Here is a 15370-nt window from a genome sequence, read left to right as displayed (position 1 = left end):
CCATTAGAGTTGTGCCTCAACAAGGAGGGCGTATGCCAACGATTTCCCGCTTATTTATCTATCCGATCAAATCCTGTGCGCCGGTTGAAGTAGAGCAGTTGATATTCGATGAGTATGGACCCGTCGGAGATCGCCGTTTCCTGTTGGTGGATGAGCAGGGGGGCTTTATTACGCAGCGCCAGCAGCCGAAGATGGCTCATATTCGCCCGGATTTGAAAGCATCGGCGCTGATGGTTGCCTTTGCCGGTAAGGATACGCTTGAGGTGCCATTACGCGAGCATGCGGCGGTATTGCAAACGGTAAGTGTCTGGAGTGATACGTTGCCCGCAGAAGACTGTGGTGATGAGGCCGCCGCCTGGTTTTCAGATGTTCTTGGCATCGCCTGTCGGTTGGTCCGGCTACCGGCTGACAGTCAGCGTCAGGTCGATCTGCGCTATGCCGAGCCTGGGCAGTGGGTCAGTTTTGCGGATGGTTTTCCTGTGTTAGTTACCACTGAAAGCAGTCTCGGAGCACTTTCTGAGCGGGTGGGGCGTGAATTAAAGATGGAGCGTTTTCGGCCGAATGTTGTGTTGGCGGGAACGGCTGTTTTTGCCGAGCGCGAATGGCACTCTTTGTTGCACAAAGACGGTCTGCTGAATATTTGCAAGCCATGTCAGCGTTGTGTGATTCCCACGCGGAGTATGGAGACGCTGGAACGTGAAGGTGATGTGCTGGATGTCCTAAAAGAACTTTGCCGTATCGATGGGAAAATCATTTTTGGCCAGAATGCTCTGGTTTCAGGTGTGCAGGTACTGAATATCGGCGACGAATTGGTTGAGCACTTTAAACCATAATTCGTGGTATCAGAAAAACTCGATATCGTCGTCAGTGTTAAAATTGTCCTTAGCCTGTTTGTCGAAGTGGTGGCGGTAGATCTCCAGCGCCTCGGCAACGGAATGGCCGGCCATGATGTGTTCAAACATAATGCGTTCGGCTTCCATGGTGTAATTGCTTTTGATGTGTTGCTGTAAGGTATTCCAGGCAACGGATTGGTAGCGTTGTTCGGCGTTGCCAATTAAGTGGCCCATACGTTCCAGGCTGTCACCCACGTGCTCAAGGCGCTGTGTCAGGCGATCATAAAACTGGAAAGCAATGATTGCCTGCTGGATTTCCTGCTGTAATTCACCGGCTATTTGCCCTGCTTTTTGCGGCATGTCGCTGTCTGCAGACGCTGCCAGTTGCAACAGTTTTTGCGAGTTGCCTGCCATGGCAGTAAAGCTGGTGGTCAGCTTATTGATGGACTGGTTGCCTTCATGCAATGAGGTGTCAATCTGTGCGACGGCAAGCGCCAGCATGGTCAGTGTTTCGCCAACCTGGCTCCAGTCAACTTCGTGTTCCGTTTTTCCGTATCCGCCCAGGGTGTGGCGCTGTTGGTGGCTCATGCAGATTCTCATTTTAGCAACTGCTTAAAGCATAGATGAGAATCCACAGCTTGCCTGTTGAATGCCTCAGGCTTTCTGTTGTTGCAGGCGCAGCAGCAGGGCAGAGGTGTCCTGACGTCCGGCGCCCAGTGTTTGCAGTTCGCCATAGTACTGGTTCACCAGGCGGGTAATGGCAAGATTGGCACCGTTGCGGTTTGCTTCTTCGAGGCAGATATCCAGATCTTTGCGCATCCAGTCAATAGCAAAGCCATGCTGGTATTCGCCATCAATCATGGTCTGATGACGGTTGCTCATCTGCCAGCTTCCGGCGGCTCCCTGGGAGATCACCTCCATCACTTTACTGCGGTCCAACCCTGCCTGTTCGGCAAAATGCAACCCTTCAGCTAAGGCCTGTATCAGCCCGGCGACACAAATCTGATTCACCATTTTGGTTTTTTGGCCGCAACCAATGTCGCCCAAGCGTTCAATCATTCGCGTGTACGGGGATGTCAGTTGTTTAATCTCGGGGTAGTCATCGGTATGGCATCCAACCATCAGGCTGAGCTGGCCGTTGATGGCGCCCTGTTGGCCGCCGGATACAGGTACATCGGCAAAGCGCAGATTGAAATTTTGCGCTGCAGAGGCCATGTCTTCGGCCAGTGTTGCTGACGTTGTTGTGTGGTCAATGATCAGCGCGCCGGGGCGCATGGCGGCCATGGCATTATGACTGCCGATTAGCAGGTCACGGACATCGTCATCCCGCCCAACGCAGAGGATAACAGCGTCACAATTGCTGACGGTGGTGGCGACATCGCCGAATCCCTGACCACGGAATTCCTTAATCCATTGGTCTTTTTTGGTTTGGCTGCGGTTATAAACTCTGACCTCATGACCGCTGTTGGCAAGGTGGCCCGCCATCGGATACCCCATGTTGCCCAGTCCGATAAATGCCAGTGTTGCCATTGGAATCTCCTCGTAAATAAATAAAAAAAAGCCGCTCAGTGAGCGGCTTTTTATACAACGATCCGATTATCCCGGATAGTCGCGTTTTGGGTGGCCAGTGTACAGCTGGCGCGGACGACCAATGCGGTAATCGCTGCTGATCATTTCGTTCCAGTGTGCAATCCAGCCTGGGGTGCGGCCGGTGGCAAAGATAACGGTGAACATTTCTGTTGGAATGCCAATCGCTTTCAGGATGATGCCAGAGTAGAAGTCAACGTTCGGATACAGGCCGCGTTTTACGAAGTACTCGTCTTCGGTCGCGATTTTTTCCAGTTTCATGGCGATTTTCAGCAGCGGGTCATCTTCCATGCCCAGTTCAGCCAGAACTTCGTCACAGGTTTGCTTCATTACTTTCGCGCGAGGGTCGAAGTTTTTGTAAACGCGGTGACCGAAGCCCATCAGACGGAATGGATCTTCTTTGTCTTTTGCTTTGTCGATGAACTTATCTATGTTGGACTCATCACCGATCTCAGTCAGCATGTTCAGTACGGCTTCGTTGGCACCGCCGTGAGCAGGGCCCCACAGTGCTGCAATGCCGGACGCGATGCAGGCGAATGGGTTGGCTCCGGTAGAGCCAGCCAGGCGCACTGTTGACGTTGATGCATTTTGTTCGTGGTCGGCGTGCAGCAGGAAGATACGGTCCATTGCTTTGGCCAGAACAGGGCTGATTTTCTTCTCGTCACATGGGGTGTTGAACATCATGTGCAGGAAGTTTTCGGAGTAGCTCAGTTCATTGCGTGGGTACATGAACGGCTGGCCGATGGAATATTTGTAAACCATGGCTGCCAAAGTTGGCATTTTTGCAATCAGGCGGTGTGCAGATACAACACGGTGATGTTCGTCGTGGATATCCAGAGAGTCGTGGTAGAACGCAGAAAGTGCGCCGACCACACCACACATAACAGCCATTGGGTGAGCATCACGGCGGAAACCATTAAAGAAATGGCTCAGTTGCTCGTGCACCATGGTGTGGTTCTTGATGGTGCTGACGAATGTTTCTTTTTCCTGTGCGGTTGGCAGTTCGCCGTGCAGCAGCAGGTAGCAGGTTTCTAAATAGTCAGATTTTTCCGCCAGTTGGTCGATCGGGTAGCCACGGTGCAGCAGAACACCGGCAGCGCCGTCGATATAGGTAATTTTTGATTCAGTTGCGGCGGTCGACATGAAACCCGGATCGTAGGTAAACAGGCCTTTGCCGGAGAGGCTGCGAACGTCGACAACATCAGGTCCGAGAGAGCCTTCGTAAACCGGAAGTTCCAGAGTTTCTTCTATGCCGTCAACTTTCAGTGTTGCTTTTTTGTCAGCCATGGATAGGCCTCCTGCTGTTCAAAATTTAGCCTTAAATATAAGGCGGACCTAAAAAGAAAGGGCACAACTATAGGTTCTGAACTCCGTTTGTCAATTACCCAGCGGTCGAGCAGCCATAAGCAGCCGGGTCTAGTATAGTCCTGCTGCGATAATGTCACCTGATCTGTTGCATTTATGTACTGCATGCGCGATCGCGGCGCAGACTGTTTGTAAATCAACGGGTGGGTGACTATAATTTGTCGCGACCCGAAACTTGTGCAAACCTTGTACAAGGGTTTGGGTATCTTCTTGAGCCTGCGCTTAACTTCCCCCTGTTATGGGCGGTGTTAAGCCCAAATAAGAGTGTAAGAGCCGTGAATAGCAATAGACCTACAAATTTAGATCTGACTACTATTGAGCTCCCACTTCCCGGCAAAGCCTCCATCCTTCATCGTATCTCCGGTTTTATTCTGTTCTTCGCCGTAGCATTTATGCTGTGTGCGCTGGCGGCATCTCTGGAGTCAGCAGAAAGCTTTGCTGAACTGAAATCGGTGTTTGATAACGGTTTGGTCAAGTTCATCACCTGGGGCATTTTGTCCGCACTGGGTTACCACCTGGTAGCGGGCGTTAAGCACCTGTTGATGGATATGGGAATTGGTGAAACCAAAGAAGGCGGTCGTACCGGAGCCATCATTACCTTGGTACTTGGCGTGATCGTAATCGTTCTGGCAGGAGTTTGGGTATGGTAGCAAGTGTCACCAATTTGGGCCGTAGTGGCCTGTATGACTGGGTTGTCCAGCGTCTGAGTGCGGTCATTCTTGCGCTTTACACTCTGTTTCTGCTGGGCTTCCTGATTGCCTCTCCAGACCTGCAATACGGACAATGGCAGGGCCTGTTTGCCTGCACCTGGATGAAAGTATTCAGTCTGGCTGCCCTGATCTCAATTTGTGCGCATGCCTGGGTAGGTATGTGGACCATTTCAACTGACTATCTCAAAGCCGCCGCAATCCGTTTTGCGTTCCAACTGGTATGCGCAGGATTCCTGTTCGTTTACCTGGTTTGGGGTATCGACATTCTCTGGAGTGTGTAAGTCATGTCTAAAATCAGAACCATGTCCTTCGATGCCATCGTAATTGGTGGTGGTGGCGCGGGTATGCGTGCTGCGCTGCAGTTGACCGAAGCAGGCATCAAAACCGCATGTGTAACCAAAGTGTTTCCAACACGTTCGCATACGGTATCAGCACAGGGTGGTATTACGTGTGCCATCGCGTCCAACGATCCCAATGATGATTGGCGCTGGCACATGTACGACACAGTCAAAGGCTCCGATTACATCGGTGACCAGGATGCTATTGAATATATGTGTTCAGTAGGTCCTCAGGCTGTGTTCGAACTTGAACACATGGGCTTGCCATTTTCCCGTACCGAAGAAGGCCGTATTTATCAGCGTCCTTTCGGTGGTCAGTCTAAGGGTCCTAATGATCCGACTCAGGCTGCCCGTACATGTGCCGCCGCTGACCGTACCGGTCATGCTTTGCTGCACGCTCTGTATCAGGGCAACCTGAAAGGCGGTACTACCTTCCTGAATGAATGGTATGCCGTTGATCTGGTTAAAAACTCCAAGGGTCAGATTGCTGGTGTTATCGCCATCGATATCGAATCCGGCGAAACCAGCTACATCAAAGCTAAAGCCACTGTTTTGGCTACCGGTGGTGCTGGTCGCATTTATCAGTCAACGACCAATGCTCTGATTAACACCGGTGACGGCGTTGGCATGGCACTGCGTGCTGGTGTGCCGATGCAGGATATGGAAATGTGGCAGTTCCACCCAACGGGTATTGCTGGCGCAGGTACATTGGTGACCGAAGGCTGTCGTGGTGAAGGTGGTTACCTGATCAATAAAGACGGCGAACGCTTCATGGAGCGTTATGCGCCCAACGCCAAAGACCTTGCGGGTCGTGACGTGGTTGCCCGTTCAATGGTTCTGGAAATTCTGGAAGGTCGTGGCTGTGGCGAAAACGGCGATCACGTATTCCTGAAGCTGGATCATCTGGGCGAAGAAACCCTGAACGCCAAGCTGCCTGGTATTCTTGAATTGTCGCGTACTTTTGCTCACGCCGATCCGGTGAAAGAGCCCATTCCGGTTGTTCCGACCTGTCACTACATGATGGGTGGCGTGCCAACCAATATTGGTGGTCAGGCGCTGACTCAGGACGAAAATGGTAACGATGTTATCGTTGAAGGCCTGTACGCTGCCGGTGAGATTGCTTGTGTATCCGTGCACGGGGCAAACCGTCTGGGCGGTAACTCACTGCTGGATCTGGTGGTATTCGGTCGTGCGGTTGGTCTGCAGGTCGAGAAAAGCTTCAAAGATGGCTTTGAGTCAGCGGATGCTTCTGAAGAAGATATCGAACGTGCCATGGCGCGTCTGAATCGTCTGAACAACTCCACTTCTGGTGAGTCTGTAGCTGCGGTTCGTGCAGATCTGCAGAAAACCATGCAGCTGTACTTCGGTGTATTCCGTGAAGGTCCGAGCATGGAAAAAGGTCTGGCAATGCTTGACGAAATCGGTGTGCGTATTAAAAACACCGTGCTCGACGATAAGAGCGGTGCGTTTAACACTGCCCGTATCGAAGCGCTGGAACTGGATAACCTTTACGAAACAGCTTACGCCACTGCCGTTGCGGCTATTGAGCGTAAAGAGTCACGCGGTGCGCATGCCCGTAACGACTTCACAGAGCGTGACGATGAGAACTGGCTGTGCCACTCATTGTACTTCCCTCAAACCAAGACCATCGGTAAGCGTGCGGTGAACTTTGCTCCCAAAACTATGGAAGCATTCCCGCCGAAGATCCGTACTTATTAATAGGGGAGTATTGAAATGTTAGTAAGTATCTACCGTTACAACCCTGAAAAGGATGCAGCGCCGTTCATGCAAGACTATGAGATTGCTCTTCCTGCGGGAAAGGATCTGATGGTTCTGGATGTTCTGAATCTGGTTAAAGAGCAAGACGTATCGGTTTCTTACCGTCGCTCCTGTCGTGAGGGCGTATGTGGCTCTGACGGCATGAACATCAACGGTAAGAATGGACTGGCCTGTATCACGCCAATCTCTGAAGCAACCAAAGGTAAAATGGACAAGCTCGTGCTGCGTCCGCTGCCAGGTATGCCAGTGATTCGTGATCTGGTGATCGATATGGCACTGTTCTATAAGCAGTACGAGAAGATCAAACCTTACCTGGTGAATAACACACCGGCACCGGCGATCGAACGTCTGCAGACACCTGAAGAGCGCGAAAAACTGGATGGTCTGTACGAGTGTATTCTCTGTGCCTGCTGTTCAACTTCCTGCCCGTCTTTCTGGTGGAACCCGGACAAGTTTGTCGGTCCGGCAGGTCTGTTGCAGGCTTACCGCTTCCTGGCGGACAGCCGTGACACGATGACACAGGAACGATTGGCGGAATTGAGTGATCCATTCAGTGTATTCCGTTGCCGTGGCATCATGAATTGTGTCAATGTGTGCCCGAAAGGATTGAATCCAACGCGCGCCATTGGCCACATCCGTAATATGCTGTTATCCCAGCAATTATAGGAAAAGCACCACTGACGACCGGTGGTATTAGACGTAAGTGGGCTGGACACACAGCCCACTTACGTTGACAATTTTTCAAAAATAGACCTCACAAAGTTCTATTTTTAACTAAGCTGAATTTTTAGTTGAGGGAGCGGGGAATCCCCGGTTCACCTCAGAGGCCTTGCGATCTATCCGGTCGGCCCTCTATCCTGCCTAGCGCTAGAGTCGGTGCGTACACTCTGTGGGTGATTTCCCTCGTTTATTCAAAAACAGGGTGGTCGTACATGCACGAGCAGACAATGGAGCAACTTTGGAGCACCTCTCAGTTAGCTGGAGGTAACGTTGCTTATATGGAGGAGCTCTTCGAAACCTACCTCAAAGACCCCAATGAGGTTCCCGAAGAGTGGCGCAATTATTTTGATCAGTTACCACGCGTCGACGAAAACACTTCCGTAGATACTCCCCATAAGCCCATTCGGGAACAGTTTCTTCTTATTTCCAAAAACCAGCGTCGTTCCCGACCTGTGTCTCAGGGTTCTGTCAGCTCTGATCACGAGCTTAAGCAAGTTCAGGTGTTGCAATTAATCAATGCCTATCGTGGTCGTGGTCATCAGCATGCCAAACTGGATCCACTGGATCTGATGGAACGCCAGAAGGTGCCTGACCTTGATCTGTCATTTCATGGTTTGTCCCGGGCCGATTTGGATACTGTATTCAAAACCGGCTCTTTGTTTATTGGCCAAGACGAAGCGTCGCTGAACGACATTCTTGCTGCTCTGGAAATGACGTACTGCGGAACGGTTGGTTCCGAGTACATGCACATTGTTAACACCGCTGAACAGCGCTGGTTCCAGCAGCGCCTGGAAAGCGTGCGCGCCCATCCGAAATTTGGCAGCGAAGTTAAGCTTCATCTGCTCGAGCGTTTAACCGCTGCCGAAGGTCTGGAAAAATATCTGGGCTCGCGCTATCCGGGTGTAAAACGTTTCGGCCTGGAAGGTGGTGAAAGTCTTATTCCGCTCATGGACGAACTGATCCAGCGCAGCGGCACTTACGGTGCCAAAGAAATTGTTATTGGTATGGCGCACCGTGGTCGACTGAATACCCTGATTAATACCCTGGGTAAAAAGACCTCCGACCTGTTTGATGAATTCGACGGAAAAGTCCATTACGAATCCCATGGTGACGTTAAATACCACCAGGGGTTTTCATCGAACGTAATGACCTCCGGTGGTGAAGTGCATCTGGCACTGGCGTTTAACCCGTCTCACCTTGAAATTGTTTCGCCTGTGGTCGAAGGTTCGGTACGCGCACGTCAGGATCGCCGTAATGATACAACCGGGGAAAAAGTGGTTCCCGTGATCATGCACGGTGACTCGGCGTTTGCTGGTCAGGGTGTGGTTATGGAAACATTCCAGATGTCACAGACCCGCGCTTATAAAACCGGTGGCACGATTCATATCGTAATTAACAACCAGGTTGGTTTTACCACATCCAAGCGCGAAGATGTTCGCTCAACAGAATACTGCACTGACGTGGCCAAAATTGTTGAGGCGCCCATTCTGCATGTGAATGGTGATGATCCTGAAGCGGTGTTGTTCGTCACTCAGCTGGCGGTTGATTACCGTAACGAATTTAAGAAAGACGTTGTAATCGATCTGGTTTGCTATCGTCGTCGTGGCCATAACGAAGCGGATGAACCATCCGGTACGCAGCCTTTGATGTACGCCAAAATCAAAAGTCAGAAAACCACCCGCGAACTGTATTCCAATAAGCTGATCGAAGCGGGCGTGTTGACGCAGGAAGACAGCAAAGAGTTTGAGGAAGAATACCGTAAGGCACTTGATAACGGTCATCACGTTGCCAAAAGTTTGGTGAAAGAGCCTAACACTGAACTTTTCGTGAACTGGACACCTTATCTTGGACACGAGTGGACGGCGCGTGCGGATACCCGCTTCGATCTGAAGCAGCTGCAGGAGCTGGCCAATAAGCTGCTCGAAGTGCCGGAAGGGTTCTCGGTACAGCGTCAGGTTGGCAAAATTATGGAAGACCGTGGCCGTATGGCGGCGGGTGCCATGCCAATTAACTGGGGCTTCGCAGAAACGATGGCGTATGCCACTTTGCTGCATGAAGGCCATCAGATCCGTATTACCGGTCAGGATGTTGGTCGCGGTACTTTCTCACACCGCCATGCTGTTTTGCACAATCAGAAAGACGGCTCCAGCTATATTCCGCTGCAACATGTAAAAGAAGATCAGCCACCTTTTGACCTTTACGACTCTCTGTTGTCAGAAGAGGCCGTACTGGCTTTCGAATATGGTTATTCCACCACTACGCCGGGTGCATTGGTAATCTGGGAAGCGCAGTTTGGTGATTTTGCCAACGGCGCTCAGGTTGTATTTGATCAGTTTATTTCATCCGGTGAGCACAAGTGGGGACGTCTGTGTGGTCTGACCATGTTGCTGCCACACGGCTATGAAGGGCAGGGTCCAGAACATTCCTCGGCTCGCATGGAGCGTTATCTGCAACTGTGTGCAGAACATAACGTTCAGATTTGTGTCCCATCTACGCCTGCGCAGGTTTACCACATGCTTCGTCGTCAGGTGATTCGTCCACTGCGTAAGCCACTGGTCGTGATGTCACCGAAGAGTCTGCTGCGTCACAAACTGGCGATCAGCACGCTGGAAGAATTGGCCGGCGGTCGTTTCTACACCGTGATCGATGAAGTCGATGAGCTGGACGCTAAAGCGGTTCGTCGTGTGTTGCTGTGTTCCGGTAAAGTTTACTATGACTTGCTGGAGCGTCGTCGCGCAGAAGAAATAAATGACGTTGCTATTGTTCGTATTGAACAGTTGTACCCATTCCCGGCGAAACAGCTTGCCAAGGTTCTCTCTAAATACAGCAATGTTGAAGAGGTTATCTGGACGCAGGAAGAGCCGATGAACATGGGTGCCTGGTACAGCAGTCAGCACCATATGCGTCGCGCACTGTCACAGCTTAATCCTGATCTGCATCTGCAATATGCGGGTCGGGCAGCTTCGGCCTCGCCGGCAGCAGGCTACATGGCTCTGCATCTGGAACAGCAAGAAACATTAATTCGTGACGCTCTGGGAATCCAGAGCTAGGTAACCGCAGGAATATTAAGGAAAACATAATGAGCATCGAAATTAAGGCACCCACTTTTCCTGAGTCTGTCGCTGACGGCACGGTTGCTACCTGGCATAAAAAGCCTGGTGAACCCGTGCAGCGTGATGAGCTGTTGGTGGATATTGAAACCGATAAAGTTGTACTGGAAGTTGTAGCACCAGCCAACGGCACACTGAAAAATGTGCTCAAGGAAGAAGGTGATGTTGTACTGAGTGACGAAGTTCTTGCGGTCTTTGTTGCAGGCGATGTTGCAGCCCCTGCGGCTGAAGCTGAGGCCCCGGCTGCTGCCGAACCAGCTGCCGCGTCGGGTGACGTGATTATGAGTCCGGCGGCACGCAAAATTGCGGAAGAAAATGGTGTGGCGGCGTCTGCCGTTACTGCGACCGGTAAAGATGGCCGGGTGACCAAAGAAGATGTCGTTAATCATCTGAAAGCAGCACCAAAAGCAGCTCCGGCGGCTGCTCCTGCACCAGCAAAAACTCCGGCACCTGCAGCAAAAGCGGCTGTTATTCCGGAGGGCGAACGCATTGAAAAACGTGTGCCTATGACTCGTCTGCGTGCCACCATTGCCCGCCGTTTGGTCGATGCTCAGCAGAACGCTGCAATGCTGACAACCTATAACGAAGTCAACATGAAGCCGGTGATGGATCTGCGTGCCAAGTACAAAGATCAGTTTGAAAAAGTACATGGCGTGAAGCTGGGCTTCATGTCGTTCTTTGTGAAAGCCGCGACAGAAGCTCTGAAACGCTTCCCGGCCGTTAACGCATCCATTGATGGTAACGACATGGTCTACCATGGCTATCAGGATATTGGTGTGGCTGTATCGACTGAGCGTGGCCTGGTTGTACCGGTTCTGCGTGATACCGATGCGATGGGGCTGGCTGAAATTGAGAGTTCAATTGGCGATTATGCTGGTCGTGCCCGTGACGGAAAACTCGGTATTGATGAAATGCAGGGCGGTACCTTTACCATTACTAATGGCGGTACGTTTGGCTCGCTTATGTCTACGCCGATTCTGAACCCGCCACAGACTGCGATTATGGGAATGCACAAAATTCAGGAACGCCCAATGGCCGTCAATGGTCAGGTTGTTATTCTGCCAATGATGTACCTGGCACTGTCATACGATCACCGTATGATCGATGGTAAGGAAGCAGTGCAGTTCCTGGTAGCTATTAAAGATTTGCTGGAAGACCCGGCTCGCCTGCTGTTAGACATTTAATCGGATAGTTAAGGAAATAAACATGAGTAAGAAGTTTGATGTCGTCGTTATCGGTGGTGGTCCTGCCGGTTATGTCGCAGCTATCCGTTGTGCACAGCTGGGTCTGAACACGGCCTGTATCGATAAATGGCTGAGCAAAGAGGGTAAAGCTGTTTTTGGTGGTACCTGTCTGAACGTCGGTTGTATTCCATCGAAAGCGCTGCTGGATACTTCGCACAAATACGAAGAAGCCAAAGAGAAGTTATCTCTGCATGGCATCAGTGTTGGTGAAGTGAACATCGACATTGCGGCGATGCTTAAGCGTAAGGATCAGATCGTTAAAAATCTGACCATGGGTGTAGCGACACTGTTTAAAGCCAACGGTGTTACCGGGCTCGAAGGTACTGGGAAATTGCTGGCTGGTAAAAAGGTCGAATTTACCAGTCATGCAGGAACTGCTGAAATCCTTGAAGCTGATCACGTTATTATTGCAACGGGCTCTGTACCGGTAAATATTCCGCCGGCTCCACTGACAGAAGGCGTCATCGTTGATTCAACCGGCGCCCTCGAGTTTGCCGAAGTACCGAAGCGTCTTGGTGTTATTGGCGCGGGTGTTATTGGTCTGGAGTTAGGCAGTGTCTGGGGCCGTCTGGGTGCGGAAGTGGTTGTACTGGAAGCTCAGGACAAGTTCCTGCATCTGGTGGATCAGACCGTTGCCAAAGAAGCTCAGAAACTGTTTACCAAACAAGGCATGACGATTCGTCTGGGTGCCCGTGTTACCGGAACTGAGGTGAAAGGCAAGCAGGTGACGGTGACGTATCAGGACGGAGAAGGTGAGAAAAAAGAAGTCTTCGACAAACTGATTGTTGCGGTAGGCCGCCGTCCGTACACCGAAGGCCTGATGGCCGGTGATTGCGGTGTGAATATGGATGAACGTGGATTTATTCACGTCGATGAAACCTGCAGTACCGATGCCCCTGGTGTTTGGGCTGTAGGTGATGTAGTCCGTGGTCCGATGCTGGCGCACAAAGCCTCCGAAGAAGGCGTTATGGTTGCCGAGCGTATTGCCGGTCATAAAGCGCAGCTGAATTATGATGTTATTCCTTCTGTAATTTACACCCATCCGGAAATTGCCTGGGTCGGTAAAACAGAAGAACAGATTAAAGCCGATGGCGAGCCGTACAACGTGGGTATGTTCCCGTTTGCTGCGAATGGTCGTGCCATGGCCTCAGCGGATACCGATGGCTTTGTGAAAATCATCGCGCATGCAGAAACCGATCGTATTCTGGGTGCCAGTGTGATTGGTCCGAGTGCCGGCGATCTGTGTCAGCAAATTGTTGTGGCAATGGAGTTTGGCTCCAGTGCTGAAGATGTCGGCATGATGGTGTTTGCACACCCAACCGTATCTGAAGCGGTTCACGAAGCGGCTTTGGCGGTGAATAACAATGCGATTCACAAAGCGAATCGTAAGACCAAGGCGAAAAAGTAATACGTTGGCCCGGAATGCCGGGCCTTCGCTTTATGGCCGGGCGAGAGTGCTGAGTAAGTACTGCCGACACGATTGGCTGCCCGGTAAAACAGGCTGTTGGGTAACCCCCGACTCAATAAGAGAAACAGGACGAAAGCGATGAACCTTCACGAATATCAGGGTAAACAGCTTTTTGCTCAGTATGGTCTGCCAGTGTCGAATGGCGTGGCAGCGCAGACTGCAGAAGAAGCTGCAGCAGCGGCCGACACCATTGGCGGTGACCGCTGGGTTGTTAAAGCTCAGGTACATGCCGGTGGCCGTGGTAAGGCCGGTGGTGTGAAGCTGGTTTCTTCCAAAGAAGAAATCTCTGAGTTTGCCAATAAGTGGCTGGGCAAAAATCTGGTCACTTACCAGACTGATGAAAAAGGTCAGCCGGTCAGCCGTATTCTGGTTGAAAGCTGTACCGATATCGCTCAGGAACTGTATCTGGGTGCGGTCGTCGACCGTTCTTCACGCCGTGTGGTTTTTATGGCCTCAACTGAGGGCGGTGTGGAAATTGAGAAAGTTGCGGAAGAAACTCCGGAAAAAATTCTGAAAGCGATCATTGATCCGCTGGTAGGCGCGCAGCCTTATCAGGGTCGTGAACTGGCTTTCCAGTTGGGCCTTAAGGGTGATCAGGTAAAACAATTCACCAATATTTTCCTGGGTCTGGCTAAGTTATTTGTCGATAAAGATCTGGCATTGCTGGAAATTAACCCGCTGGTGATCACCACCGAAGGTAATCTGCACTGTCTGGATGCCAAAATTAACATCGACAGCAACGCGGTATACCGTCACAAAGATCTGCAGGAAATGCACGATCCTTCCCAGGAAGATGCGCGTGAAGCACATGCCGCTGAGTGGGAACTGAACTATGTAGCACTCGATGGCAACATCGGCTGTATGGTGAACGGTGCTGGTCTGGCGATGGGCACAATGGATATCGTGAAACTGCATGGCGGCCAGCCTGCTAACTTCCTCGATGTTGGCGGCGGTGCTACGAAAGAGCGTGTGGTTGAAGCATTTAAAATCATTCTGTCTGACGACAAAGTGAAAGCCGTATTCATCAATATTTTTGGTGGTATCGTGCGTTGCGACATGATTGCTGAAGGCGTGATCGGCGCTGTGAAAGAAGTCGGAGTTAAAGTTCCTGTGGTTGTTCGCCTGCAAGGTAACAACGCTGAAGTGGGTGCAAAAGTTCTGACAGAAAGCGGCCTGAACATTATCGCCGATACCGACCTGACTGGCGCTGCCCAGAAAGTGGTCGCGGCTGCAGCTGGCAATTAAGGGGTAATCATGAGCATTTTAATCAATAAAGACACCAAAGTTATCTGCCAGGGCTTTACCGGTGCTCAGGGTACTTTCCACTCTGAACAAGCCATTGCTTACGGCACCAAAATGGTCGGTGGTGTAACGCCGGGTAAAGGCGGTACTGAGCACCTGGGTCTGCCGGTATTCAACACCGTTAAAGATGCGGTTGCGGCAACGGGTGCAGAAGCATCGGTTATCTACGTACCGGCTCCGTTCTGTAAGGATTCCATCCTGGAAGCCGCTAATGGTGGTATTAAGCTGATCGTGTGCATCACTGAAGGTATTCCGACGCTGGATATGCTGGATGCCAAAGTGAAGTGTGATGAGCTGGGCGTGCGTCTGATCGGACCTAACTGTCCGGGTGTGATCACTCCGGGAGAATGTAAAATCGGTATTATGCCAGGCCACATTCACTTGCCAGGCAAGGTCGGTATCGTATCCCGTTCCGGTACTCTGACGTATGAAGCGGTTAAGCAGACCACCGACTACGGTTTTGGTCAGTCTACCTGTGTGGGTATTGGTGGCGATCCTATTCCTGGTTCCAACTTTATCGACATCCTGAAATTGTTCCAGGAAGATCCGGCCACTGAAGCCATCGTTATGATTGGTGAAATTGGCGGTACTGCAGAAGAAGAAGCGGCGGCTTTCATTAAAGCGAACGTGACCAAGCCTGTGGTTTCTTACATTGCCGGTGTAACTGCACCTCCAGGCAAGCGTATGGGTCATGCTGGTGCGATTATTTCCGGCGGTAAAGGTACGGCGGCGGATAAGTTTGCTGCCCTGCAGGATGCTGGTGTTGCTACCTGTGAGAGCCTGGCCGATATCGGTAAGACTCTGAAAGAAGTTACTGGCTGGTAAGTTTTTACCGGTTATAAAAAACCCGCTTCGGCGGGTTTTTTTATGTCTTTAGCTCATGAGCTGAGCCAAACGACGTTATGAATACGCCG

General features: G+C 51.3%; 13 protein-coding genes. 10 read left to right on the top strand and 3 right to left on the bottom strand.

Annotated features, from left to right (window positions below):
- Positions 1-32: 32 nt before the first annotated feature.
- A complete protein-coding gene (locus NYR02_RS12810; RefSeq protein WP_260976743.1) occupies positions 33-833 on the top strand; it encodes an MOSC domain-containing protein in 801 nt (266 codons plus the stop codon).
- A gap of 9 nt (positions 834-842) precedes the next feature.
- Here NYR02_RS12810 and NYR02_RS12805 read toward each other — a convergent pair whose 3' ends face one another.
- The 3 genes from NYR02_RS12805 to gltA all read right to left on the bottom strand — a co-directional run bounded on the left by NYR02_RS12805 (position 843) and on the right by gltA (position 3707).
- A complete protein-coding gene (locus NYR02_RS12805; RefSeq protein ID WP_260976742.1) occupies positions 843-1421 on the bottom strand; it encodes a hypothetical protein in 579 nt (192 codons plus the stop codon).
- A gap of 66 nt (positions 1422-1487) precedes the next feature.
- Positions 1488-2363, bottom strand: coding sequence for an NAD(P)-dependent oxidoreductase (locus tag NYR02_RS12800; RefSeq protein WP_476756257.1), 876 nt, complete (start codon positions 2361-2363; stop codon positions 1488-1490).
- A gap of 66 nt (positions 2364-2429) precedes the next feature.
- A complete protein-coding gene (gltA, locus tag NYR02_RS12795; RefSeq protein WP_260976741.1) occupies positions 2430-3707 on the bottom strand; it encodes a citrate synthase in 1278 nt (425 codons plus the stop codon).
- Between the two features lie 353 nt (positions 3708-4060).
- On the opposite strand from gltA, the gene sdhC reads away from it, so the two are divergent.
- The 9 genes from sdhC to sucD all read left to right on the top strand — a co-directional run bounded on the left by sdhC (position 4061) and on the right by sucD (position 15281).
- Positions 4061-4435: a succinate dehydrogenase, cytochrome b556 subunit gene (gene sdhC, locus NYR02_RS12790; RefSeq protein WP_260976740.1), complete on the top strand. Its 375-nt coding sequence runs from the start codon at positions 4061-4063 to the stop codon at positions 4433-4435.
- Positions 4429-4776 carry a succinate dehydrogenase, hydrophobic membrane anchor protein gene (gene sdhD, locus NYR02_RS12785; protein WP_260976739.1) on the top strand — a complete coding sequence of 116 codons (348 nt, stop codon included), beginning with the start codon at positions 4429-4431 and terminating at the stop codon, positions 4774-4776. The genes sdhC and sdhD overlap by 7 nt, the downstream gene beginning before the upstream one ends.
- Before the next feature lie 3 nt (positions 4777-4779).
- Positions 4780-6552: a succinate dehydrogenase flavoprotein subunit gene (sdhA, locus tag NYR02_RS12780; RefSeq protein ID WP_260976738.1), complete on the top strand. Its 1773-nt coding sequence runs from the start codon at positions 4780-4782 to the stop codon at positions 6550-6552.
- A 15-nt stretch (positions 6553-6567) separates the two neighbouring features.
- A complete protein-coding gene (locus tag NYR02_RS12775) occupies positions 6568-7278 on the top strand; it encodes a succinate dehydrogenase iron-sulfur subunit (protein ID WP_260976737.1) in 711 nt (236 codons plus the stop codon).
- A gap of 266 nt (positions 7279-7544) precedes the next feature.
- Positions 7545-10382 (top strand): 2-oxoglutarate dehydrogenase E1 component, encoded by a 2838-nt coding sequence (locus NYR02_RS12770; RefSeq protein WP_260976736.1) that lies wholly within the window; start codon positions 7545-7547, stop codon positions 10380-10382.
- 29 nt (positions 10383-10411) lie between these two features.
- Positions 10412-11626, top strand: coding sequence for a 2-oxoglutarate dehydrogenase complex dihydrolipoyllysine-residue succinyltransferase (gene odhB / locus NYR02_RS12765; protein ID WP_260976735.1), 1215 nt, complete (start codon positions 10412-10414; stop codon positions 11624-11626).
- Between the two features lie 22 nt (positions 11627-11648).
- A complete protein-coding gene (lpdA, locus tag NYR02_RS12760; RefSeq protein WP_260976734.1) occupies positions 11649-13094 on the top strand; it encodes a dihydrolipoyl dehydrogenase in 1446 nt (481 codons plus the stop codon).
- Between the two features lie 138 nt (positions 13095-13232).
- The gene (gene sucC / locus NYR02_RS12755; protein ID WP_260976733.1) at positions 13233-14399 is read left to right on the top strand and encodes an ADP-forming succinate--CoA ligase subunit beta; all 1167 of its coding nucleotides are present in this window, start codon (positions 13233-13235) and stop codon (positions 14397-14399) included.
- A gap of 9 nt (positions 14400-14408) precedes the next feature.
- Positions 14409-15281, top strand: coding sequence for a succinate--CoA ligase subunit alpha (gene sucD, locus NYR02_RS12750; protein ID WP_260976732.1), 873 nt, complete (start codon positions 14409-14411; stop codon positions 15279-15281).
- The last annotated feature ends 89 nt before the right edge of the window (positions 15282-15370 follow it).

The sequence above is a fragment of the Thalassolituus pacificus genome, assembly GCF_025318105.1.
GTDB classification, from domain to species: Bacteria; Pseudomonadota; Gammaproteobacteria; order Pseudomonadales; family Oceanobacteraceae; genus Venatoribacter; species Venatoribacter pacificus.
Note: the sequence above shows the minus strand (reverse complement) of the source record. Positions and strands in the feature narration are given on the sequence as shown.